We start from the raw sequence: 21,538 nt of genomic DNA, 5'->3' as shown, positions 1-21,538 counted from the left end.
CTCCTCAGTTGCTGCCGTGGACGCTGTCGTCGGTGCTCCGGTACGCGAGGTATCCGCGCCGGGTCGTGATGTGGTCGGCGACGTACTTGGCGTCGTGCCAGACGCCCCAGATGAAGCTCGATCCGCGCCGGGACAGCCAGGGCAGACCGAGGAAGTAGACGTCCGGCTCGCGGGAGACGCCGCGGCTCTGCTCGGGCCGGCCGTTCTCGTCGTACGCGTCGACGTCGAGCCAGCCGTAGTCGGCGGCGAAGCCGGTGGCCCACACGATCGAGGTGACACCGGCCTCGGCGAGGTCGAGTGCGAGCCGGGGCTCGGTCAGGCACCGCGGGTCGGCGCCGAGGACGTGGGCCTGCGGCTCCTCGGGAAGGTCGAGGCCGTTGCGCTCGATGTAGGCGTCGGCCGCCCGGAGCAGGCCCAGGTACTTCTCGTCGCCGAGCGCGATGTTCGTGGCGAGATCCGGGGCGAACCGGAGCACGCCGTCCTCGTACGACGCTGTCATCCCCACGAGTTCGACGCCGGTGCCCGCCAGCGCCCGGAAGTCCACGGTGTGGCCGCCGCGGGCCCCGCTGACCGCGATGGTCACGTGGGCGGCGCCCTGGGGCGGCGTCGTCAGGTCCCACAGGCCGAGCACACCGAGCCACCAGCAGAAGTCGCGGCCGCGGTACTGGCGCGGCGGCCTGTCGTGCGGCCCCACGGAAAGCAGCACCCGCCTGCCGGACCTGCGCAGTTCGTCGGCGATCTGGACGCCGGACGAGCCCGCTCCGACCACCAGCACGCCGCCGTCGGGCAGTTGGCCCGGATTGCGGTACTCGCTGGAGTGGATCTGCGTCGGGACGGCGCCGTCCGGCACGACGGGCGGGATGACGGGCCGCTGGAACGGCCCGGTCGCCGCGACGACGAACCGCGCGTCGATGTCCCCCTCGGACGTCTCGACCCGGAAGCCGGGGCGGCCCTGGTTCTTGCGTACGTGCGTCACCTCGACGCCGCACCGCACGGGGGCGTCGATCTTCTCCGCGTACGCGGAGAAGTACTCGGCGACCTGCTCCTTGGTGGCGAAGCCGTCGGGGGCGACGTCGGGGAACTCCAGGTTCGGGAACCGGTCGTGCCAGGCGGGTCCGTTCGCGACCAGGGAGTCCCAGCGCTGGGAGCGCCATCGCTCGGCGATCCGGTCGCGTTCCAGGACGATGTGCGGGATGCCCTGCGCTCCCAGGTGTTCGCTCATCGCTATGCCGGCCTGACCCGCGCCGACCACCACAACGTCCGTCTGCTCACTGGGCATTTCGACCTCCACTCACGCGGCGGCCGATGCCGCGGCGCCGCTGCGGACATCCTTCGGCCGAGCCCGGAGTTCTGTCCAACAGTTGTTTCAGCGGAGAGCGTTCTGTTTATCAGATGCGCCGATGCGGGGGCCCGGCCTGGACGGCCGGAGCCCGGTGCGGCCCACGCCCGGCGGTGACTGCTTCGCTCGCCGGCCAGCCGGAGGTGAAAAGTTCGTTACCGGCGTTGCACGACCCCGATGCCGTGGTCGAGTCTCAGGGGAAACGGACGTCTCGACAGCGAGGGCACGTGGTGACTGCGGTGGACTGGGCACATCTGCGTCAGACACGTGAGCGCGCCGCGGCGGCGCGCGCCGTCTCCAGCGAACTCAAGCAGGAGAGCACCAGGCTCATCATGGTGAGCCGCTCGCTGCTCCGCCGGCACCTGCGGACCCAGCTCGTCGACGAGCCCACCGTGAGCGAAGAGGCGACACGTCGCTGAGCCACATCGCGAATGCAGGGGACCGGGCCGCCGACGCACCCGGCCCGTCCCGTCAGCCGGTCCCCCGACGGTCCCGCCGCTCCTGCTCCCGGCGACGGCGTGCCGACTGGCTCTCCTCCACCAACTTCGCCGCCTGCTGCCGAAGTTCGGCAGATTGCCTCCTGGTGGCCTCGACGCGTCTGCAGACCTTGCCCAGGTCCGTCCAATGGGCCATGGCGGCCACCTTCTTCGCTCCACCGATACCCGACCGGCCCTCTCGAACCGACACGCGCCTGCGCAGCCCGGTGCGCGCGTCGACGGGACCATGCCCCTGATACCCCTGTCCGTCAGCGGCACGCTGCCGGATCGGCCGGATTGTCGGCCGCCGGCCGGAAGGCGGTCGGCTCCTCACCGTCCGTCCCGCGCCCATGACGGCGTCCAGGACCGGCGGAACAAGCGGGCGCCTGCGCTGTTCACCAGCTGTCCCAGTGCAGCACCTGCTCCCTCGGGATGCGGCGGGCCGGGCGGAAGCCGGTGCCGAGGGTGAACGCCAGGGGGATGAACGCCGCCTGCATGACGTCGTCGTAGGGGATGCCGAGGACGCGGGCCGACTCCTTCTCGTGGACGAGGTTCCCGGTGGTCCAGCAGCTGCCGAGGCCCCGGGCGCGGGCGGCGAGCATGAAGCTCCAGACGGCGGGGAGAATGGAGCCCCAGGTGCCGGCCTGGTTCAGGACGGGCGCGTTGTCGGTGCGGCCCTCCACACAGGGCACGACGATCGCGGGGACCTCGTGGATGTGCTCGTAGAGATGGGCGGCGCCGGAGTACACCCGCTCCATGTGCGCCACGCCGGCCCGGCGCACATCCCGTTCGGGGAGAGGGTCGGAGGCACCCGGCGTGCGCACGCCGGCCCGCCACACCTCGGCCAGCGCGGCCCGCTGCCCGGGATCGGTCACGATCACGAAGTGCCAGCGCTGGCGGTTGCGCCCGGTCGGGGCCTGGACCGCCAGGTCCACGCACTCCTCGATCAGCCGGCGAGGTACGTCCCGGGTGAGGTCGAGGCGGTGCCGGACCGCCCGGGTGGTGGAAAGGAGTTCGTCGGAAGAGAGGTCGAGAGTCATGCGTTGACCTTCGCGGGACATGCGGTGCGGCGACAACGCCGGACTTTCACTGGATGAAAACGCGGGGTGCGACATGGCCGAGAGCGTTGCCGGGCGAGTCTTCTCGGTGCTGGACGCGTTCGTGGACGCGCCGGCCACGCTGCGTCTGACGGAGATCGCCCGCCGGACCGGGCTGCCGGTACCGACGGCACTGCGGATGGTGCGGGAGCTGGTCGCGTGGGGCGGGCTGGAGCGGGCGGCCGACGGCTCCTACCGCCTGGGCACCCGCATCCGCTCCCTCGGCGCCGCGGCTCCCTGCCCGCGCGGCCTGCTCGACGTCTCGCTCCCCGCCCTGCGCACGCTCACCTCGCGCACCGGTGGCACCGCGGACATCGCCGTCCCCTCCGACGGCACGGCTCTGTGTCTGGTCGGCGGCAGACGCCTGCCCCTGCACGCCACGTCGGCCGGCAAGATCCTCCTCGCCCACGGCCACGGCCCGCCGACGGAGGTACGGCGCCACACCCGTCACACGGTGACCGCACCGGGCATCCTGGGCTCCCAGCTGATCCGGATCAGGGAGACCGGCCTGGCGACGGCCCACGAAGAGTACGTTCTGGGAGAACTCTCCTTCGCCGCAGCGGTGTCGCGGAACGGCCGGACCATGGCGGCGGTCTTCGTCACCCTGCCCACCAGCTCCCCGCACGACCGCGTCGGCAGCGCCCTCCGCGAGGCTGCCCGCACCATCGGCCGAGGACTCCCCGACCCGTCGCGATAACCGCGGCGACTGCGGCGTGCCACGCAGTTGCCGGATCGAGGAGCGGTCCAGCAGACCGGGATCACCGTGCCGGCGCCATCGGTCGACCCACGTGCGGGCACACGCCCGCGGGACACCCGTCTCGGCGGCGACGTACGCGATCGCGCACCGCGCCAGCGTTTCGACGAGCCACCGCCCCGCGCCCCTGAGAGGCGCGTTGCGGTGCGGCACCCGGATCTGTCCGCTCCGCCGGTGCGGCCCCGATCCGCTCCGAGGGGTGGACCGCTCGACGCTGCCCGCCACGGCGGCGGACGGTGCGGCGTATGCGGCGCGCGGGTTCATCCGGGGATCGGAGTGGCGCCGGTCGCGGCGAGAGACAGGGACCAGAGCCGGGCCGCCTCGTCGGGGTCGATGGCGTAGGCGCGGACGCCGCCGTCGTCCATGGGGGTGCCGGGGGCGGAGACGTGGGCGATGTCGCAGTCCTCCAGGTAGAGGCCGCCCCTGCCGTCGAGGAGCGGGGACGTGGCGGCCCACAGCCCGGTGGCGGCCCCCTGGGAGGGGGTCTTGAAACCGTCGCCGATGACCGTGCCGTGCTCGTCCACCCAGCCGCGGTCGATCTGCGCCTGGAGCGTCATCTCCCGCTGGAGCCCGGTGATGATCTTGCCGGGGTGGAGGGCGAACGCCCGGACGCCGTCGCCTTTCCCGACGGCGTCGAGGTGCACGGCGAACAGGGCGTTGGCGGTCTTGGCCTGGCCGTAGGCGAGCCACTTGTCGTAGCCGGTGCGAAAGTGCGGATCGTGCCAGCGGATGCCGGTCAGGGTGTGTCCGGCCGAGCTGTTGACGACGACGCGCGCGCCGCCCGCGGCGGCCAGGAGCGGATGGAGCTCGCAGGCGAGGGTGAAGTGGCCGAGGTGGTTGGCGGCGAACTGGCCTTCCCAGCCGGGCCCGACGCGCCGCTCCGGGGTGGCCATGACTCCGGCGACCGCCATCAGGAGGTCGACCCGGTCGAGACGGTCCCTGATGTGCGCCGCGGCCGAGCGGACGCTGTCGGTGTCGGCCAGGTCCATGGGGACGATCTCGCAGTCCTTCAGCTCCTTCAGGGCGGCACGGGCGACGTCGGGGCGGCGGGCGGGGACGACGACCCGGGCTCCGGCGGCCGTCAGGGCCCGGACGGTCTCCAGGCCGAGCCCGGAGTAGCCACCGGTCACCACGGCCGTCCTGCCGGAGAGATCGAGGCCGCCCACGATGTCGTCGGCGGTGGTGGAGGCGGAGAAGGGCGAGCCGAGCGGCTGCTGATCAGTGAGCGTCATGCCGCCGACGCTACGATCTAGAGCGAGGTCTAGATCAACCCCGGGAGTGAGCGGCATGACGACCACCGAGGCTTCCGCGCGGTCGCTGAGCATCGGCGAAGTGGCCGAGCGGACCGGACTGAGCGTGCACGCCCTGCGCTTCTACGAGCGTGAGGGCCTCCTCGTCGGGCCGGTCCGGCGCACGTCGGGCGGCCGCCGGCGCTACACCTCCTTCGACGTCGAATGGCTGCTGATCTGCGTCAAGCTCCGCGAGTCCGGCATGCCGCTCGCCGACCTCCAGCACTTCGCCGAACTGGTACGCGGCGGACCGGGCAACGAGGCGGAACGGCTGCGGCTGCTCGACGCCCATCGACAGCGCGTCGACGCACAGATCCGGGCGCTGGAGGAGTGCCGGTCCGTCATCGCCCGGAAGGTCGACGTCTACGCCGAGCACCTCGCCCGCGGTGCGGCCGGCGGGCTCTGGGACCCGACGGCCTGAGGCGAGCCCGGACCACCGTGCGCGTGGCCGCCGGATGCGGCGTGCTCCAGGGCTCGGCATCCTCGGTAGCGTGACCATCCACCGCATGGAGTGTCCATGTGTCCGGTCGGTCCGAGCAGGCCCCCCGGCGGAGAGTGATGAGGCGGCGATGAGCGAACCGACGAAGCCCGAGGTCGACGTACCGAAAGGTGACCCTCCTGCCGAGCTGACCGTCCGGGACCTGATCGTCGGGGACGGGGCCGAGGTGAAACCCGGCATGGTGGTCAGGGTCCACTACGTCGGGGTGACCTTCGCGTCCGGGAAGGAGTTCGACGCCTCCTGGGACCGGGGCGAGCCGTTCAAGTTCGCCCTGGGCGGCGGCAGGGTCATCAAGGGCTGGGACCGGGGGCTGAGGGGGATGAAGGTCGGCGGCCGGCGCGAGCTCGTCGTTCCCCCGCGTCTCGGCTACGGCAATCAGTCGCCCTCGCGGTTGATCCCGGCGGGCTCGACCCTGGTCTTCGTGGTGGACCTGCTCGACCTCTACTCCGGCACAACCGGGTGGAGCAGGACCTAGCGACCGCTGCGGCGGAGAACCGCGGGGAGCGCCCCGGACACCTGTCGGTCCCCGCCACCGCCCGGCCATCCCGCGTTCACGTCCGCCTTCGACGATGCGTCCATGAGACGACACCTCGCCCCCGCCCTGACCCTCGGCCTCTGCGCCCTGGCAGCCTCCACTCTTCCCGCCCACGCCGGTCCGCGCGGGAACACCGAGGGCTACGGCACCAAGGCCGTCTACCGGCCGCAGCAGAACCCGGGGACGTACGAGCGGGCGCCCCGGGGGTTCACGCCGGTGTTCACGGAGCTCGTCTCCCGGCACGGATCACGCGCCGCCACCGACGGCGAGGACGCAGATCTGGTGCTGGCACTGTCGCGGAAGGCGGAGTCGGCCGGCCAACTCACCACGAAGGGGCGGGAGTTCGAGTCGCGGGTGCGCGGACTGCTCGCCGCCATGGAGAAGGTGGGGTACGGAAACCTCAGCGGACGCGGGAAGCAGGAGATGCGGCAGACGGCCGACCGGATGCATCAGCGGCTGCCCTCGCTGTTCTCCCGGATCGCCGAGGACGGCGAGAAGATCGACGTGGTCACCTCGGGACAGGACCGCGCCGTCGCCAGCGGCAGCGCGTTCAGCGACGAACTCTCGGCCGTCGAACCGGCGTTGAAGCCGCTTATCGGCGCCTCGCGCACCGACAAGGACCTGCTGTACTTCCACAAGGCCGCGGGCGGCGCCGCCTACCGCGACTACGTCGAGAACGACCAGCGTCTCAAGGACACCCTCACCGCCATCCGCGAGCAGCCCGCCACGCTCCGCGCCGCCCGCACGATCCTGCGGGAGCTGCTCACCGACGCCTTCGTGGACGGTCTGCCCGACGCCGATGCCGTCGACGCCGCCGAAGCGGTCTACAACCTGTACGCCATCGCACCCGCCATGAGCCAGGAGAGTCCGGACGGTGCCGGCTGGCACCTGGAGCGGTACGTGCCGCGTGCCGCCGCCTCCTGGTTCGGTTACCTGGGTGACGCGGAGGACTTCTACGAGAAGGGGCCCGGGTTCTCCGACAGCGACATCACGTACGACATGGCCCAGCCGCTCCTGGACGACCTGTTCGCCCAGGTCGAGGCCAGGCAGGACGGCACCGGCGACCTGGGCGCCGAGCTGCGCTTCACCCACGCCGAGGAGATCATCCCGCTGGCCGCGCTGATGCGTCTGCCCGGCAGCACACGTGCCGTGGCGCCGGACCGTCCGTACACGTACAAGAACAACCACTGGCGCGGCGCCGCCGTCGCCCCGCTCGGCGCGAACATCCAGTGGGACGTCTTCCGCAAGGGCGACACCTACCTGGTCCGCATGCTCTACAACGAGAAGGAGACCGCCTTCCGCGCGGGCTGCGCCCCGGTGGCCAAGGGCAGCAAGTTCTACGAACTCGGCGAACTGGAGAAGTGCTTCGGCCGCGCGTGATCGGGCCGGGCCCCGTTCTCGCGGCCGTCCGCAGCGGTAGAAGCACCCGGGATGCCTGATCATCGGGCATCCCGCATAGGCTCCGAGGCGGCGGGCAGGCTGACTGCCCGGGCGTCGTGGGCGAGGGGGATCGGCATGGGCGAGGTGTTCTTCCGCAGGCTGAGCCGGTGGCAGGCGGACGGGGACCGGGAGGAGCTGGCGGATCTCTACGTGTCCGCCTACGAGGAACCACCGGGCGAGGAGTACCGCAATCGCGAACGCTTCCTGGCCAGGCTCTCGGAGGATGCCCAGCGGCCGCGATTCGACATGGTGGTGGCCGACGACGCGGAGGGCGACGACGACGAACCGGCGGGGGTGGCGTACGGCTATCCGCTGCACCGGGACGGCTCGTGGTGGCGGGGATTCGTCGGCGTACTGCCCGACGAGGTCGAGGAACTCACCGCCTCGGGCAAGGTGTTCGCCATCGCCGAGTTGATGGTGCTGCCCGAGCACCGCCGCCGCGGGATCGGCACCCGCCTCCAAGAACGGCTGCTCGCCGCCAGCGACGCGGATCTGGCGGTCGCGCTGGTCGATCCCGCCGGCGTGGAGGCGCAGGCTGCCTTTCAGGCGTGGGAGTGGGAGAGGTTCGGCGAACTCCGCCCCGATCCGGGAGCTTCCGTCCTCCAGGTGTTCACCCGGGTCCTGCCGGGCTGAGCCGCGGAGGCCCGCCCGCCGGGGTGCTGATCGACACCCGGCGGGCGGGCCACCGAAAGGGTTGTAGGCCGGAGGACCACGACCTCGCGGGAGGCCTCACGCCCTCGCGCTGTCAGCGCACGCCGAGCGCCTCGCGCAGCGTGGTGAACAGGTCGGTCTGGTTGGTGACACCGAGCACGCGGTACGCCTGCGGGCCCTGGGCCGCGATACGGACCTCGGTGCCGGTGTGCTCCTGGGACTGGCCCGGGGTGTTGGTCGAGTAGTTGACCTTCAGCTGCTGGCCCTCGTCGGTGACCAGCGTCGAGGACAGGCCGGGCGGGGTGGCCTCCAGCGGCACGATCTGGCTGGTGTGGCCGTGGTCGGCGGTGGTGACGACCAGGGTGTCGGGGTGCTTGGCCGCGTAGTCGCGGGCGACCTTGACGGCGCGGTCGAACGCGGCGGTCTCCCCGATCTGGCCGCACGGGTCCGCGGCGTGGTCCTGCTTGTCGATCGAGGCGCCCTCGACCTGCAGGAAGAAGCCCTTCTTGGAGTGCTTGGACTTCTGCTTGGCCTCCAGGAGCTGAATGGCCTTGGTGGCCTGGTCGGCCAGGTTCGGCGTGCCGGCGGGACGGTTCGCGTTGGAGGTGACGCAGCGCTGCGGGTCCGTGCCGCCGACGGCGGCGGTCTTGCCGGTCCACTCGGTGGGCACGTTGCCGGACGCGAACAGGCCGAGCACCGGCTTGCCGCCCTTGGCCGCCTTCATCGACGCGTTGTCGGTGACGACCCGGTAGCCCAGCTGCCGCGCCTGCTCGGTGACGGTCCGGCCCTTGTACTTGCCGTCCGTGACCTTCTGGTCGAAGCGCTGCTTGCCGCCGCCGAACAGCACGTCGACCTTGTGGTTGACGCTCTGCTCGGCGATCGAGCCGGGTCCGCCCTTGGCGAGAGTGTCGCTGGGGCAGGTGGCCATGTCGGCCGGGCCCTGGCAGGAGCGGTCGGTGACGTGGGAGGCGAGCACGGCCGGGGTGGCGTCGGTGAGCTCGGCGGTGGTGACGCTGCCCGTGGCGAAGCCGCCCTTCTGCGCCAGTTCCAGGATCGTCGGTACGGCCTTGTCGGTGCCCGGCGTCTTGGAGATGCGCCCGTTGACGGTCTTGGTGCCGGTGGCCCAGCCGGTGCCGCTGGCCGCGGAGTCGGTGACGTAGTCCGGGGTGCCGTCCTTGTGCACGGCGTACGTCGTGTAGGCGCCGGTCATGGGGAACTTGTCCATGTTCAGGCGGCCGTTCGCCCCCACGGTGTAGTCGCGGGCCAGCGTGATCTCCGAGTCGCCCATGCCGTCGCCGATGAGCAGGATGACGTTCTTGGCCTTGCCGCCCTGGACGGCGTGCCGGGCCTGGTCCTGCGAGCTGAACGCGCCCGCGGAGGCGGAGAACGCGACGGCGGCGGTGACCGTGGCGGCGGCCGTGGCGGCCATCGCGTGACGCCGGGACAGACGCGGTCTGAACATGGCAACTCCTTGACTGATGCTTGATCTTGGAGCTCAGCTCACCAGCCCCGGGTGAACCTCAGCGGACGCCACCACGTCGTTCCGGCGACACGTGGGCGACCTGGCGCGTACGCGGTTCACGGCGCCCGGTCAGGTCTGCCGCGATCGCTGGAGCATGACCTGCTGGGCCTGTGCGGGGGCGAATCGCCGGCGGCCGCTTCACGGCCGCCGGCGATCGGCTTCACGCCGGGGTCATCCGGTGATGCCCGCGGCGCGCACGACGGTCTGCGTCACGGTGTTGCCGTGGCTGTCCGCCGCCTGCACGCGCAGCGTGAGGTACTGGGCGGAGGCGGGAGCGTGCAGGGTCGTGCTCATCCTGCCGTCGCCCCGGCCGCCGAGCCGGGCCGTGGTCCAGGTCGCGCCGTCGTCGTAGGACAGCTGGACCTTGGTGGTGCGCAGCGCCGCGTTCGCGGCTCCGTCGAGGTGGGCGGGCGTGATGAGCAGCGAGGCGTCGCGCTCCGCCTTGCCGTCGGCTGATGTCGGCAGGGCGTAGTCGACCTGGATCAGCGGGAGTTGCGTCGCGTCCTCCTTGTCGCGGGGCCGCGCCGAGGTGAAGGTCCACTCGGTGCGGGTGGCGGTCGAATAGGGGAAGGCGGCTGTGGCGGTCCGTTTCGCCTCGTGCACCAGCCGGTACCTGTCCTTCTTCGCCGGTACGGTCGCCGTCAGTCCGGCGCCGCCCTCGGCGAGCAGGGTTCTGTCGCGGTAGAGGGTGGTCTTCTGGGTCGTGTCCGTGCTGCCGAACGGCGTCCAGTTGACGTGGTCGCCGCCCGAGTCGCCCCACGAGGGCAGGGTGACGTCGATCTGGTCGCCGGTGCGGACGGGCGCCGCGACGCTCCCGTTGATGCGCGGCCTGACGACGGGCCCGAACCAGTCCACGTCCGTGGTCCTGCCCGCCGGGTAGGTGACGGCGCCGGAGGCGCTGTACGACAGCGACTGGAGTTCGCCCTCCTCGACCCACGAGAAGGACGTGTCCGTGCTGACGTAGTCGGTGCGGTGCGCGCCCGCGGTGCTGAGCCGGTTGCTGCCGACCCGGTAGGCGGTCCAGGGGTGGACGTCGTAGCGGTTCTCGTAGACCTCACGGCCGGTGGGATTGTTGAACGTGGTCTCCACGCGGGCGAGTTGGCCGTCCCTGGGGGCGTAGACGGGGTTCGCCGGTGTGCGGCCCTTCCAGGTGTGGACGAGGTCGTAGAGGTAGTCGGTGTCGGGGCGGGACACGGCTTTCAGCGGGATGCTCTTCGTGGGGCTGGCGTCGACGCGTGCGAGGAGTTTCTCGCCCTCGGTGCGGGACAGGCCCACCACCTCGATGGACGATTTGATGATGGCCTCGCGCAGACGCCCGTCGAGATCGTTGACGAACAGCAGCAGTTTCACGCCGGCCTTCTGCGCGGCCCTGATCTGGTCGTCCGCGGTGTCCTCGTCGTCGGAGTCCCAGGGCACGACGGCGGCCTTGCCGGCGGCGTCGACGCCCTCGTAGTCCTCGTCGAGGCCGTCACCGGGGTGGACGAGGTCGAGGTCGTAGTCGTCCTCGGGGAGCTTCGACGACCCCGGCATGATCCACAGGTCGTCGAACTCCTGCGTGCCGGAGGCGACCGTCAGCAGCGGTTCCTGGTTGCGCCAGCGCGCGGTGACGTACTGCTCGCCGTCGCTCACCTTCGGGGTGGCGGCCGTCCACATGCTGTCCCAGCCGTCCGCGATCAGGGTGCTGTCCAGGACGGAGGTGCCGTCGTCGAACTCGCGGTAGTAGTCCAGGCGTCGGGAGAAGTTCTCGGTCTTGCGCGGGGTGACCGCGGAGATCTCCCGGAGTTTGCTGCCGTCGAAGGTCAGGTCGGTGGCGCCGGTGATGTCCACCTGGGGGATGACCATGCGGGCGTATCCGGCCGATGAGGCGCCGTGGGTGCCCTCGACGCGGAAGTCGGCGTAGACGGTGTAGCGGCCGGGCGGCAGGAGCTGGTCCGAACTACCTCCGTCGAAGAGGTAGTAGCCCGCGTACTCGTCGCCCTCCCGGAAGAAGGTGAGGGCGCCCCAGGTGGCTTCGCCGGACCGCCCGGTGATGGTGCTGCGGACGTGGAAGAGCTGCTGGCGGGTGCTGACGCCGAGGAGGGTGCGGGTGAGGACGACGCCGTCCTCGGAGGCCTTCAACCTGCCCGTCCAGCGCTTGAGTTGGCCCGCCTTGGCCGGGTCGGTGGTGACGGTGACGCTCGCCGTGCCGTGCGCGGGGACTTCCATGCGGTCGTCGGAGACGGTGAAGACGCCCGCGGGGACGCCGGGTGCGTCCACGGCGAGGTCTACGGTGACGGCCTGGTCACCGGTGTTGGTCCAGGTCGCGGTCTTTTTCACGCTGTCCGTGCCGTCGCCGGGCGAGTGGATGCCGGCGTCGACCGTGCCGGTCGCGGTGAGGGGCGCGGTGGCGGCCTGCGCGGCGTTCACGCGGCCGTTGCCTCCGTCGTCCGCCGTGATGTCGGGCGTGGCCTTCACGGTGCTGACGAGGGCGTCCTTGATGCGGCTGCCGGTCCAGTCGGGGTGGGCGGCGGCCACAAGGGCAGCGACGCCGGCCACGTGCGGGGTGGCCATGGAGGTGCCGCTGAGGGAGATGTAGGAGCCGGAGCCTTCGCTGAAGTACTGCGAGCGCGCGGCCAGGATGCCGACGCCGGGTGCCGTGATCTCCGGTTTGAGGGCGTCGTCGCCGTAGCGGGGCCCGCGGCTGGAGAAGTCGGCGATGGCGTCCGAGGAGTCGACGGCGCCGACCGTCAGGGCCGCGTCGGCGGTGCCGGGCGATCTGACGGTCTGGGCGCCCGGGCCGTCGTTGCCCGCGGCGATCGTGAACAACGCGCCGGTCTCGGCGCTGAGTTCGTTCACGGCCTCGGCGAGGACGGTCTCCCCGTCGGCGTTCACGCTGCTGCCCAGGCTCATGCTGATGACGCGGGCGCGTTCGTCGCGGGCGGCCCACTCCATGCCCGCGAGGATCCAGGAGTCGTACCCGTAGCCCTCGTCGGACAGCACCTTGCCGACGTGCAGGTCGACGCCGGGGGCCACGCCCTTCTCGGTGCCGCCGGAGGCCGCGCCGCTGCCCGCGATGGTGGAGGCGACGTGCGTGCCGTGGCCGTTGCGGTCGGTGACGTCCTCGCCGGGGACGAAGCTGTCGCTGTCCTCGACCACGCCCGTCAGGTCGGGATGGGCCTGGTCGTAGCCGGTGTCCAGGACGGCGACGTCGACGCCGTCGCCGGTGTTGCCGCCCTTCCAGACCTCGGGGGCGCCGATCTGGGCGGTCGAGTCGCTGAGTGTGGCCTCGACCTTGCCGTCGAGCCACACCTTGCCGATTCCGCCCGCCAAGTCGGTGCCGCTGCCGCGGACTTCTGCCGTCTCGGCGCGTGTGCCGGTGAGTTCCTTCCACAGCGCGCCGGCGTCCTTGCGATCCGCGGCGAGGGCCACGCCGTTGACGCTGGTCAGCGGCCGGACGCCGGTGACCTCGGCGGGCATCGCGGCCGCGCGTCTTCGCAGTGTGGAAGCCGAGGCGTCCTTGCCGCCGTAGGTGACGATGAGGGGCAGGCGGTCGACCGAGGCGTCGTCGTAGCCGTCGGCCACCAGGCGGGTGACGTTGAAGAGCTGGTCGTCCAGCGCGCCGGAAGCCAGGTAGGAGCGGGCGGAGTCGGGATAGACGTACGTGTCGCCGCCCACCGTCAGCACGCGGGCCGCGCCCGGCTCACCGTCGGGTCCCTGCACCTTGAGCGTGCCGGGGCCGCCGCCGGCAGTGGGCGTGATGGTGACCTTGTCGCCGGTGATCAAGGTGACGATCGATGTGGCAACGTTGTCAGCGGTGCGGGTCGCGCCCTTGGCGTCGACGTTCCGCGGGGTGTCTGCGGATGCGGTCATCGGCGGGGTCGCCGCGGTGACCAGAAGGGCGGCCGCCAGCACGAGCAGGCGGCGCCTTCTTCCTGACAGATGGAGTGTCAAAGGATCCCCTTGACTTGAATGGATGTTCAGGCCGCCGGGAATCTATGCCACCGAAGTCGATCTCGGGAAGAGCGCGGAGTGCTGGCATCAGTGCGGCAACACCCCTGAAACAGACGGATGTTGAGTCCGCCAGGACTTATGACGCCTCTCACCCACAGGCCCGCGCCGCAGAGGATGCACTGCATGCAATCTCAGATGGCTGAACCAAGTCGGCGATGCCCGACGCCGACAGCGACGCGCGCCGGGTGATCCTTCGGGCCTTCGGATACGGAGCCGCTTGACGGAATCTGCCGTCCGGACATGCGGAGGACGACGAGTAATTGCAAGGAGCTGTGGGGTGGGGCGGCCGCATGCGCCCGTCGAAGAGATCGATAGCCTGCCGCCATGGCTGCGGACGAGGGGACCGAGCACCTTGGTACCGATCTTGAGGACCAGGGTTGGGGCGCGACGCGTGCCTGGGTGGAGAAGGGACTGCCCGAGGCGGAACGCATCGAGGAAGTCACGCAGTTGCGTGGCGGCTGGACGTCGGAGATGCGCCGGCTGGACGTCTGCGGGCCGGGCAGTCGACGCTCGCTGGTCCTGCGGTCGTTCGTCAAGCCATTCTTCGTTCGCCACGCGGAGGGCCTGCTGACACGAGAGGCAGCCGTTCTGCGCATGCTCGCCAGCACGGATGTGCCCGCGGCCAGGCTGGTCGCCGTGGACGCAACAGCGCAGTACTGCGATCACCCCTCCTTGTTGATGTCCCTGTTGCCCGGGACCGTACGCCTGGATGATGCGCGGACCGACCGGCGTGCCGACCTACTGGCGCGCCAGTTGCTGCGCATCCACCGGCTGCGGGTGCCCGAAGTGGAACGGCCGCGCGCGTATCAGGCGTGGACCTCTCCCGAGCGGGTGATCCCGCCCGAAGACACCGATCAGCCGGAGCTGTGGCAACGGGCCGTGGACGTAATCCGCCGCGAGCCCCCGGACTACCGGGCTTGCTTCCTGCACCGAGACTTCCATCCCGGCAATGTCCTCTTCACGGGCGACGGCGACGGTCTGCGCATCAGCGGCGTCGTCGACTGGGTGGAGACCTCGTGGGGACCGGCCGACCTCGACGTGGCCCACTGCTCGACGGCCCTGGCTCTGCTGCACGGCGTTGCCGCGGGCATGCACTTCGCCGACCGTTACGTTGCGGCGGGAGGGACGCTGGCCGAAGATCGCGCCGCGCATCTCTACTGGCGTCTGCTGGACGCCTTGGCCCTCGCTCCGGACGCGGAGAAGGTCGCGGTCCCGTGGCGCCAGGTGGGCCGCCGCGATCTGACCCCCGCTCTGCTGGCCAGGCGGCTGGAGGGATACCTCCAGGCCCTTCTCACGCGCTACGCCTGAAGACCGAAGCCTCCCGCCCCGCGTTCGACCGACCGGGCCCGCTCCGGCGGCTGCTGTAGTCACAGTCCGCCGTATGCCAGCCCGCAACGTCCGAGTCCCGTTGAGGGGACGCCACCTCGAGCGGCGTCAACGTCGCGGCTCCGCCAGGATGAAAGCCTCAGCCATATTGATTCTATGAATTCCGTCGCTGTTTTCGCGCAATGAGCACCAGAAGAACGAGAGAGGGAACAGTGGAGAGAAGTCGCCACCCCACATCGGGATGCGTTGCGGGAATTGCTATACCGCCGATCAATAGCACGGCCACGGCAGCCCACATGTTGCGGTCTGAAACACCTTTTGACGATACGACAATTTTTGCGGTGAGGAGGAGGCACAGGATGCCGAGGATCACATTCAGAATGGTCAACGTGGGCTTCTTGGTGAGTGGTGGAAGGGCGAGGTCCGGAGGGTCCGGACCTCGCCTGCTGCTACTTACTGCTTGCTTTCAAACGGGGGGTCAGCCCCAGCGGCCGTCGTCCCAGGGGGAGGTCTTGGTGTAGCACCCTACCCAGGGGACGCAGACGGTGATCCGCGAGCGTTCCGCGAAGTTGTAGAAGCCGGTGGTGACCCGGCCTCGCTTCGTCTGCTTCTTGCCCTTGTAGTAGCGGGTCCAGACGGCGTGACGCCGACGACTCTGCCACTTCATGCTGTCGATGTAGACGCCGAACCAGAACCGCCCCATGATGCCCTGAAAGAAAGCACGCAATGCCCTGGGCATGTTGCTGTACGTGGAGTTGTACCACTTGCCGTTCACCCAGTATGTGGATTTCCGCTTCCACTTGGTCGTCTTCTTGGACTTCTTGCCGTCCAGGTCGAAGACATTGATGGGATCGCCCATGCCGTATTCGTAGGCGTTCGCGCTTCCGCCGTAGACCGGGTCGACGGACAGGAAACGACCTGTCACCGGGTTGTACAGGCGCACGCCCATGAGCGTGAGCCCCGTCAGGGTCTCGCTGGAGCGTTGAGCTCCGCCCAGCCAGCTGTAGCGGTCGGAGGACGAGTTGGTGCGAGGGGTTCCGTACTCGTCGTAGTCCATCGCCAGCGGGGCCTCCGAGGCGTCCAGCGGCAGTTGAAGTGCCACGTCACCATGGATGGTGGTGAGCTGGAGCGCGGTGCTGCCGCTCTTCGCGGTGGTTGCCTCGAGCTGCCCTGTCACCGCGGACACATTGCGGGTGAGCGCTCCGGTCGACGTGTTGTCGATGATCCATCGCGGCGAGTCGTTGTCACTGCCGTAGTGGTTGATCTTCGAGGAGGTCTGCGTCCAAGTGGAGCCACTGCCGCTCTCGACCGTCCAGGAGCGGAACCGCAGGGCGGAGTCGAGCTGCCAGGTCTGCCGCTTGCCGCCGGCCGTCTGCTGGTGGGCGAGATCGTTGGTGTAATAGGAGATGGTGCTGCCCGACGGCAGTGTGGTGGTACGTCCGAACGCGTCGTAGGTGTATCCGGTGTCGGTGATGCGATCGGCGCTGTCGTAGGTGTGCCTGGTGGTCGTGCCTCCACTGGTGGTGCAGTCGGCGCCGGGAGTCGCCGCGGCGGTGGTGAGGGCCGTGCGGTTGGCGCGTGCGTCGAAGGTGTAGCTCCGCCGCGTGCAGACCGTCTCGGCGGTGTCTTCGACCGTGGCGAGTCGCCCCGCCACGTCGTAGCGGTAGTTCTGGTCCGACCAGCCGGTGTGCGCGACGACCTGGTCGTGGGTGGAGGTCGTGACGGTGTCCGAGTAGACGAGGGTGTCGTCGCTGGAGCGGGTGTAGGTCCGGTTCAGCACGCTGCCGTTCGTGTCCAGTCGGACGTCCAGCCGGTAGCCGCCGGGCAGGGTCTCCTTCTTGACGTTGCCGTCGGCGTCGTAGGCGTACGCGAAGGTACCGGCCACCGAGTCGGTCATGGATGTGGCCATTCCACCGGGCTCGGCAGCATGGTCGTACGCGTAGACCGTGGTGGACGGTGCGCTGTCGGAGACCTTCACCACACGGTCGAGCAGGTCGTACTGGCTCGTCGTCGTGCCGCCGTCCGCGTCCGTGTAGGAGATGAGACGGCCGAGCTTGTCGTAGCCCTTGGTGATGGTGCCGCCCGTTGCGGACGTGGTCTTCAGCGGCCTGCCCGTGCCTTCTTCGTACTCGATGGTGGCATCGGAGATCGCTTGTCCGATGCCGCCGGTGACGGACGTCTTGGTCTGACGGCCGGCCGCGTCGTGCGTGGTCGTGGTCGTCCGGGTCGTGCCGTTGGCGGTCTCGGAGACCTTCGCGGGGTTCCCCCACCAGTCGTACTCGGTCGTGGTGACGGGCATCCCTGCGGGGTTACTGCCGCCGCCGGTGACGGCGCCGCCCGCGGAGACGGCGCAGACGAGGTCGGCCCATTCGGGGCGGCCCTGGCACGAGCCGCTGCCCGTGGCGGACCAGTACGTCGTGACCCGCGAACTGGCGTCGCCGCTGTCGGCTCCGGGAAGGATCTGACGGATGACCCGTCCCTGGGCGTCGATTTCTGTGGTCTCGGTCAGCGCGAGCCCATCGGGATCCTTGATGACCTTGGTGGGAAGTCCCTTGACCCAGTCGATGACGGTCTGAGTCGTACGGGTGTCGCCCTGGACCGCGGGGTGCTCACGAACCTGAACTCCGTTCGTGGACCGGGTGATCTGGTGCTGGACGGTGGCCGTTCCATCTGTGGGACGGCCGGTGTCGTACGCGTTGACGGTCCAGGAGCGGCCGGTGACCGCAGTGCCCGCGGACGCCAGAACGGTGCTGCCCTGCTTGAGGTCAGCGGTCAGCTCGACCCGTCGCAGTGGCCCGAACTGCTCGAATTGCCGTGTGCCGCTCACGTTGTAGAGGGAGCGCGTGGAGAGTAGATCCGCGCGTTCCGCCGAAGCCAGGCGGTCGATGCCGAGGTCGGACTGGACCTGACGGTCCGCTGCCGTCAGGCCGAGGGCCACACTCCGGTTGGCGGCGGAGAGGTCCCGGACGAGGTTGCCGAAGCGGTCGTACTCGGAGGCCGTAATGTGGCCACCGGGCTGTGCGGTATTGACGCGACGGCCGGAAACGCCGAGATAGTGCACCTCGGCCCGCTTGTAGGACTCCGGATCCAGTGCGCCACCCGAGTTCGAGGAGGGAACCGAGTCCGCGGGGAAGACTGCCGTGGCGTCGACGGGGGCATCGAGCTGTGCCCAGGTGGCGACGGTGTCGACGCCCATCCTGTAAGGGGCGGCGGAACCGGTCAGCGGAACGTCGTAGACGACACTGGTGATCGCCTTGCCGTCCTCTGTATCGGCCGAACCCTGCTTCAGCGCGGCGCGAGTGGCCTTGAGGAGCATGCCTTCGCCCGCGGTGGCGGCATCGCCGGCCTTCCCGTAGGTGAAGGTCCACGGCAGCTCGCCCGGAGGGGTGTACTTCACGACGCGACCCGCGCCGTCGTACTCGTACCGGGTCTTCTCCACCGGGGAGGTCCGGGGGTTTGACACCTCGCGCAGCCGGCCCTCGCCGTCGTACGCGTAGGTGGCGATGGCCAGAACCTTGGAGCTGGTGGCACCCGGTTCGGTCGCCCACAAACGGATGGACTTGACCTGTCCGACCACGTCACCGAATTCGGTCTCCGTCGCGGTGGTGGACAAGGGGTACAGGTATTCGAGGACGCGGCATCCCTTGGTGGAGGGATCCTCGGCGCATTCGGCCGCGGTGGCGGCCGACGTGGGAGCGATGACCCACTTGGGCCGGGCGACGGCCTTGCCCTGGTAGGTGGTCTTGGTCGAGACCACCGTGGTCGTCGTGTGGGAGAGCCCGTCGAGAAGTGTGCTGGAGACCTGCCATGTCGACAGCGACGCATCCGCCTTGGTGAACCGCGTAACGGTGCCCTCGGTGTCGGAGAGAGTGAAGGAACTGGTCACATTGCCCTTGAGGGTGAGCTCCTCCGCACCCGGCTCGGGTATCCAGCCCGCCCTGTCCGCAGTTGCGGTGAAGTGGATCTCGTCGCCTTCGGAGTCCACGACGGCGACGGCGGTGTCGGAGATCTTACGAAGGTGCGCGTAGTCGGAGTCCGCAAGTTCGGCGGCGGTACCTGACACCCACTCCTTGCCGAAGATCGGCGCCTGACCTTCCTGTTCCCCACCCTTGGCCGGGGTGCGGGACGAGGACGTGCGGGAAACCAACATGTCGAAGGCGCCGGCATCGGTTTCCGACAGAGCGAAGTCGCCGGTGAGCAGGTTCACGCTGCCGGGACCGACCTGCTGTGTGGCAGCCCCGTCTCCGTTGCGGTCCACGACCACGTTGAGAGGCTCCGTGGCTCCGCTGGTCGTACCGGATCCGGTGAACTCGGCCTGGATCTGGACGGATCCGTCAGGATCCACCGTGTCCGTGGCGCTCCAGGTCAGCGGGGCGTTCTGGCCCATGGTCAGCGGTACCGGCCACTTGCTGAGGGGCTTGCCGTTGCTGGTGACGTCGCCGACGGGGATCCGGGTCCAGTCGTCGGCCTCGGAGCGGCGCCAGGAGAATGCCACGGACGTGTAGGTGCCGGCGTCGGCCTCGGCCACCAGGGGAAGGCGGCGTGCGGTGCGCTCACCCTCCTCCGGCTGGACGAACCCGCCCGGGCCGGCGTGGAAGGTGTACTCGATCGCCTCGGACTTGTTGTCCGCCTTGTCCACCGCCCTCACTTGCACGGTGTGGGTACCGTTCTTGGGCGGGGTGATGGTGATGGCCTTGGCCGAGGAGGATCCGCTCGTTGCGACCTTTTCCCACGTCGTGCCGTCGAGTGACCATTCGAGCCAGTGGTGGTCGGCCGACGGCGGAGTGACGGTGAATGTTCCGGCCTCACCTGCTCCCTTGACCCAGGAACCGGAAGGATAGTCCGTGGACGTGATCTTCGTGGGGGCCGAAGGTGCCTTGGTGTCGACGGTGAACTTCTTCCATGACGACCACCCGGTGTTGTAATGGGCGCCGTCGTAGGGAGAGGTGCGGAACCGGTATGTCTTCCCCTCGGCGAGTACACCTTCCGGCACCGTCACCGAGGCAACCTCGCCAGAGGGCACGTACTTTGACACGAGGACCTTGCCGACCTGGGCGTCGGTCGCGTCGTCGAAGATCTGGAAGGTGCCGTTGACCTGATCGCCATCCGCATCGACGAACGTGTCGTTGAGGGTCGGTGTCAGGGTGTTGACGATGTAGTCACCGCCGTAGGAGAAGTATGGCGGACCGGCTTCCTCCTTGGTGCCGGTACGGGGCCGGTAGTTGTAGTTCACCACCAGCTTGGGTGGATTCGCCGCGGCATTGGCCGAGTTCACCCGCTTCCACTGCGCGACCACGCCCTCGTCGGTCGCCCGCAGGCCCATGTGCCCGCGGGTGGCCTTGGCCGATGCCCACTCCTGTACGAGCGTTGTCACGTCGGAGTCGATCCAGCCGTCGGGCTGGGAGGCGCAGCCCGCGTTCCCGGTGGTTCCGGTGGAAGTCGCCTTCTTCGCTGTCCAGGTGGGCTGTGCGGTCCAGCGCGAGGACGTGGAGGCGGCCCCGGTCGACCAGACCTCCCACGGGTACGGCTTGCAGTCGGTGTTGCCCGAGTGGAAGTTCCACAGGGACAGCTTCGCGTCCAGCACCAGGGCGTCCTGGACCGGCGCGGTGTTCCAGCTGATGAAGGAGCGCGCGGTCCGCGCCGTGCCGTTGGAATTCGTCGTCCCCGGGTTGCCCAGGTCCAGCTCCGTGTCGGCTGACCAGTCCACGGTCTCGCCCTGCTGGACGTAGGTGTCGAAGACGTTCGACAGCGATGAGGTGGAGGGGTCGACGGTGACCGGATAGACCGTGTCCGGGTCGGCGAGGAACTTCGCGTCGGGTGTCACCACCAAATCGACGGACGCGCCCCTCTGAACGACCTTCAGGCCGACCTCGGCGCGGTTGGTGTGCTCACCGGAGCGCTTGTCGACGGACGCGTCCCACATCACGGGAGCAGGCATCACGGAATGCTTCTTGTTCTTCCTGTCGGTGAACTGGACGCTGCCGTCTGCGAGTTGCTCCGCCTGGAGCCCCTTCACCTGCAAGGGCAAGGTGTAGGTGTAGGCGCCCGTGTCCGGCTGCTTCTTGATCTCGACGTACTGCTCGAAGCCGGTACGGGTGGCCTCGACGACGACGTCCGCCCCGGGCACGGCATCGGTGTACTCGGCACGTGTGCCGTCCAGCTTCGGCTTGGGCAGCCCGCCCTTCCACTGCAGCGTGATCTTCTGGTCGCCCTCGCCCATGGTCACCAGGTCGGTGGCCTTCGCCGACTGGGCGGCGCGGAGCGAGGCCGGGCGGGTACCGGACTCGCCGGCCAGCTTCAGTCCCTGCGGGTGGGACTTCGCGGTCACGGTGCCGTCGTCGGCCGCGGACAGGCTGACGTCGATGTCGCGCCAGGTGCCCGTGTCCAGGTCCTGGTAGCGGATCGGTCCTGCTGAGAGCTCCGTGGTGAGCGAGCCGTCCTTGTTGACCCAGGTGGTGGACGTCTCCGTACGCTCGGACAGCGCCTCCACCCGCCGGCCGGACAGCCGAGCCGCCACCTTGGCCGAGGCTATGTCAGCGGCCTGGGTCGCGGTCTGTTTCGCGGAATCCGCAGAGGCGCTGGAGCCACGGGACGCGGCGGAGGGCAGCGCGGCGGCGGCC

14 protein-coding genes and 1 pseudogene are annotated in these 21,538 nt (G+C 69.8%); 7 read left to right on the top strand and 8 right to left on the bottom strand.

Annotated features, from left to right (window positions below; all coding sequences use genetic code 11):
• Positions 1–4: 4 nt before the first annotated feature.
• Positions 5–1,279, bottom strand: a complete 1,275-nt coding sequence (locus tag ABZ930_RS23570) for an NAD(P)/FAD-dependent oxidoreductase (RefSeq protein WP_361550868.1) — start codon at positions 1,277–1,279, stop codon at positions 5–7.
• A gap of 299 nt (positions 1,280–1,578) precedes the next feature.
• On the opposite strand from ABZ930_RS23570, the gene ABZ930_RS23565 reads away from it, so the two are divergent.
• The gene (locus ABZ930_RS23565; protein WP_361550865.1) at positions 1,579–1,758 is read left to right on the top strand and encodes a hypothetical protein; all 180 of its coding nucleotides are present in this window, start codon (positions 1,579–1,581) and stop codon (positions 1,756–1,758) included.
• A gap of 52 nt (positions 1,759–1,810) precedes the next feature.
• On the opposite strand, the gene ABZ930_RS23560 is transcribed toward ABZ930_RS23565, so the two are convergent.
• Together ABZ930_RS23560 and ABZ930_RS23555 are read right to left on the bottom strand one after the other, a co-directional pair.
• Complete coding sequence (locus ABZ930_RS23560) at positions 1,811–1,972, bottom strand: hypothetical protein (RefSeq protein ID WP_361550862.1); 162 nt, start codon at positions 1,970–1,972, stop codon at positions 1,811–1,813.
• A gap of 238 nt (positions 1,973–2,210) precedes the next feature.
• Positions 2,211–2,855 (bottom strand): nitroreductase family protein, encoded by a 645-nt coding sequence (locus tag ABZ930_RS23555; protein WP_361550860.1) that lies wholly within the window; start codon positions 2,853–2,855, stop codon positions 2,211–2,213.
• A gap of 73 nt (positions 2,856–2,928) precedes the next feature.
• On the opposite strand from ABZ930_RS23555, the gene ABZ930_RS23550 reads away from it, so the two are divergent.
• Positions 2,929–3,609 carry an IclR family transcriptional regulator C-terminal domain-containing protein gene (locus ABZ930_RS23550; protein WP_361550857.1) on the top strand — a complete coding sequence of 227 codons (681 nt, stop codon included), beginning with the start codon at positions 2,929–2,931 and terminating at the stop codon, positions 3,607–3,609.
• Between the two features lie 317 nt (positions 3,610–3,926).
• Here the strand turns inward: ABZ930_RS23550 and ABZ930_RS23545 are convergent, their stop codons facing one another.
• Positions 3,927–4,898: an SDR family NAD(P)-dependent oxidoreductase gene (locus tag ABZ930_RS23545; protein WP_361550854.1), complete on the bottom strand. Its 972-nt coding sequence runs from the start codon at positions 4,896–4,898 to the stop codon at positions 3,927–3,929.
• A gap of 55 nt (positions 4,899–4,953) precedes the next feature.
• On the opposite strand from ABZ930_RS23545, the gene ABZ930_RS23540 reads away from it, so the two are divergent.
• The 4 genes from ABZ930_RS23540 to ABZ930_RS23525 all read left to right on the top strand — a co-directional run bounded on the left by ABZ930_RS23540 (position 4,954) and on the right by ABZ930_RS23525 (position 8,062).
• A complete protein-coding gene (locus ABZ930_RS23540) occupies positions 4,954–5,376 on the top strand; it encodes a MerR family transcriptional regulator (protein WP_361550851.1) in 423 nt (140 codons plus the stop codon).
• A 148-nt stretch (positions 5,377–5,524) separates the two neighbouring features.
• Complete coding sequence (locus tag ABZ930_RS23535) at positions 5,525–5,929, top strand: FKBP-type peptidyl-prolyl cis-trans isomerase (RefSeq protein WP_361550848.1); 405 nt, start codon at positions 5,525–5,527, stop codon at positions 5,927–5,929.
• 102 nt (positions 5,930–6,031) lie between these two features.
• Positions 6,032–7,369 (top strand): histidine-type phosphatase, encoded by a 1,338-nt coding sequence (locus ABZ930_RS23530; RefSeq protein WP_361550845.1) that lies wholly within the window; start codon positions 6,032–6,034, stop codon positions 7,367–7,369.
• Positions 7,370–7,504: 135 nt separating this feature from the next.
• A complete protein-coding gene (locus tag ABZ930_RS23525) occupies positions 7,505–8,062 on the top strand; it encodes a GNAT family N-acetyltransferase (protein ID WP_361550842.1) in 558 nt (185 codons plus the stop codon).
• 112 nt (positions 8,063–8,174) lie between these two features.
• Here the strand turns inward: ABZ930_RS23525 and ABZ930_RS23520 are convergent, their stop codons facing one another.
• Positions 8,175–9,542, bottom strand: a complete 1,368-nt coding sequence (locus ABZ930_RS23520) for an alkaline phosphatase (protein ID WP_361550840.1) — start codon at positions 9,540–9,542, stop codon at positions 8,175–8,177.
• A 231-nt stretch (positions 9,543–9,773) separates the two neighbouring features.
• A complete protein-coding gene (locus ABZ930_RS23515; protein WP_361550837.1) occupies positions 9,774–13,451 on the bottom strand; it encodes a S8 family serine peptidase in 3,678 nt (1,225 codons plus the stop codon).
• Positions 13,452–13,916: 465 nt separating this feature from the next.
• Here ABZ930_RS23515 and ABZ930_RS23510 point away from each other — a divergent pair, with 465 nt between their 5' ends.
• Positions 13,917–14,900, top strand: coding sequence for a phosphotransferase (locus tag ABZ930_RS23510; protein WP_361550834.1), 984 nt, complete (start codon positions 13,917–13,919; stop codon positions 14,898–14,900).
• 172 nt (positions 14,901–15,072) lie between these two features.
• On the opposite strand, the gene ABZ930_RS23505 is transcribed toward ABZ930_RS23510, so the two are convergent.
• Complete coding sequence (locus ABZ930_RS23505; RefSeq protein WP_361550831.1) at positions 15,073–15,306, bottom strand: hypothetical protein; 234 nt, start codon at positions 15,304–15,306, stop codon at positions 15,073–15,075.
• A 432-nt stretch (positions 15,307–15,738) separates the two neighbouring features.
• A pseudogene (locus ABZ930_RS23500) lies at positions 15,739–21,525 on the bottom strand (DNRLRE domain-containing protein); the annotation flags it as partial.
• Between the last annotated feature and the right edge of the window lie 13 nt (positions 21,526–21,538).

This window comes from Streptomyces sp. NPDC046716 (genome assembly GCF_040645755.1).
Classification (GTDB): Bacteria; Actinomycetota; Actinomycetes; order Streptomycetales; family Streptomycetaceae; genus Streptomyces.
This window is presented reverse-complemented; position numbering and strand designations above follow the sequence as displayed.